2 protein-coding genes are annotated in these 2,079 nt (G+C 56.3%); both read left to right on the top strand.

Going from position 1 to position 2,079, the window contains the following annotated elements; all coding sequences use genetic code 11:
- Positions 1–113: 113 nt before the first annotated feature.
- Positions 114–1,577: a 4-hydroxy-3-polyprenylbenzoate decarboxylase gene (gene ubiD, locus B4U49_RS00680; protein WP_078082684.1), complete on the top strand. Its 1,464-nt coding sequence runs from the start codon at positions 114–116 to the stop codon at positions 1,575–1,577.
- A gap of 23 nt (positions 1,578–1,600) precedes the next feature.
- Positions 1,601–1,987 carry a hypothetical protein gene (locus tag B4U49_RS00675; protein WP_078082683.1) on the top strand — a complete coding sequence of 129 codons (387 nt, stop codon included), beginning with the start codon at positions 1,601–1,603 and terminating at the stop codon, positions 1,985–1,987.
- Positions 1,988–2,079 lie beyond the last annotated feature (92 nt).

Raw genomic sequence — 2,079 nt, 5'->3', positions numbered from 1 at the left:
GTTCACCCCCCCCCCTCTCTTTCTGCACTGCCACCTCCTGGTATGGTGCAAATTCCCCATTGTGTCCCGACTGTTTTACACTGGCCGCTGAACTTCTCGTCGACCGGTAAAACATGAAATACAAAGACCTGCGCGACTTCATCCGACTCCTGGAAAAGCGCGGCCTCCTCAAACGCATCAAACACCCCGTCAGCCCCTACCTGGAGATGACAGAGATTGCTGACCGCGTACTGCGCGCCGGTGGCCCAGCCCTGTTATTTGAAAATCCCACCGGTTACGACACCCCGGTACTTGCCAACCTGTTCGGTACTCCCGAGCGCGTTGCTCTGGGCATGGGCCGTGAATCCGTGAGCGAGCTGCGGGAAGTGGGCGAACTGCTCGCATTCCTGAAAGAACCGCAGCCGCCGGAAGGCCTGCGCGATGCCTGGGAAAAGCTGCCCGTATTCAAGCAGGTGATGAACATGGGGCCCAAGGTTGTCAGCAAAGCCGACTGCCAACAGTTTGAAATCAACACCGGTGACATCGACCTCACCAAGTTGCCGATCCAGACCTGCTGGCCCGGGGACGCCGCGCCGCTGGTCACCTGGCCACTGGTCATCACCCGCGGGCCAGAAAAGAAGCGCCAGAACCTCGGTATCTATCGCATGCAGCTGATTGGCAAGGATCGCCTGATCATGCGTTGGCTTTCCCATCGCGGTGGCGCACTCGACTTCCGCGAGTGGCAACAGAAATTTCCCGGAGAGCCCTTTCCCGTCGCCGTGGCTCTGGGCGCCGATCCCGCGACCATCCTCGGCGCTGTCACCCCAGTTCCGGACACGCTCTCCGAGTACGGATTTGCTGGCCTGTTGCGCGGCGCCAAGACCGAAGTCGCGGAAGCCAGGCTCAGCAACCTGCAGGTGCCCGCCAGCGCTGAGTACGTACTCGAGGGCTACATCTATCCGGACGACATGGCGGACGAGGGCCCCTATGGCGACCACACCGGCTATTACAACGAGGTCGACAGCTTCCCGGTGTTCACGGTAGAGAAAATCACCCATCGCAAGGACCCCATTTACCACAGCACCTACACCGGCCGCCCACCGGATGAGCCCGCAGTACTCGGGGAAGCCCTGAACGAAGTGTTCGTACCGATATTGCGCAAGCAGTTCCCGGAGATCGTCGACTTCTACCTGCCCCCGGAAGGCTGCTCCTACCGCCTCGCCGTGGTCACCATGAAGAAACAGTACGCCGGCCACGCCAAACGCGTAATGATGGGCGTGTGGTCCTTCCTGCGCCAATTCATGTATACCAAGTTCGTTATCGTCACCGATGATGATGTAAACGCCCGCGACTGGAATGATGTTATCTGGGCCATGACCACTCGAATGGACCCAGCACGGGATACGGTGATGGTGGAGAACACCCCGATTGACTACCTCGACTTCGCCTCCCCGGTATCCGGCCTTGGGTCAAAAATCGGATTTGATGCAACCAACAAGTGGGAAGGCGAGACCACACGCGAATGGGGGCGCCCTATCGTAAAAGATCCGGATGTCACCAAGAAAGTTGACGAAATCTGGAGCAAGCTAGGACTTTAAACAGAACATGCCAAGGAGGGCATATGAACATAATAAAAACCTTCAGGCCCGGAGATGACGGGACCAAAAAGTATTCCGATAAATACGGGCAGCAACTCTGCGCTGTCCGCTACCGCCGGTCACGATGTAAAAAGACCGTCTATACCACTGTAGAAATCATCGTTGCCGAACGCGAAGCTTACCCGCGGTCGCAAGCACACCGCGCAGCCAATACGAAACTCACTGAATGGGTCGCCCTGAAAATTGCCTTTGATGAGCTAGAGCTACGCAATGAAGTAAAGCGAATCGGTGGGCGATGGAGCAAGCTAGCCAAAGCCTGGGTGGTAAAGCGAAAGCTTGCAGAGGGCGCAGAATTACACCATCGAATAGTAGAAGGGCTTATCGATAAGTGCCTAGATGTAGGCATGTAGAATGTTTCCAGATCTAGGCATAATGCCTAAATATGGAAAAATATTGCCAGATCTGGGCATTATGCCTAGATCTGGAGCTTTTGAATAAAACT

The sequence above is a fragment of the Microbulbifer mangrovi genome (genome assembly GCF_002009015.1).
Lineage (GTDB): Bacteria > Pseudomonadota > Gammaproteobacteria > Pseudomonadales > Cellvibrionaceae > Microbulbifer > Microbulbifer mangrovi.
This window is presented reverse-complemented; position numbering and strand designations above follow the sequence as displayed.

What these genes read in the sequence shown, in the direction of transcription:
- ubiD (WP_078082684.1), top strand. Translation starts at nt 114, where the DNA reads ATGAAATACAAAGACCTGCGCGACTTCATCCGACTCCTGGAAAAGCGC.
- B4U49_RS00675 (WP_078082683.1), top strand. Translation starts at nt 1,601, where the DNA reads ATGAACATAATAAAAACCTTCAGGCCCGGAGATGACGGGACCAAAAAG.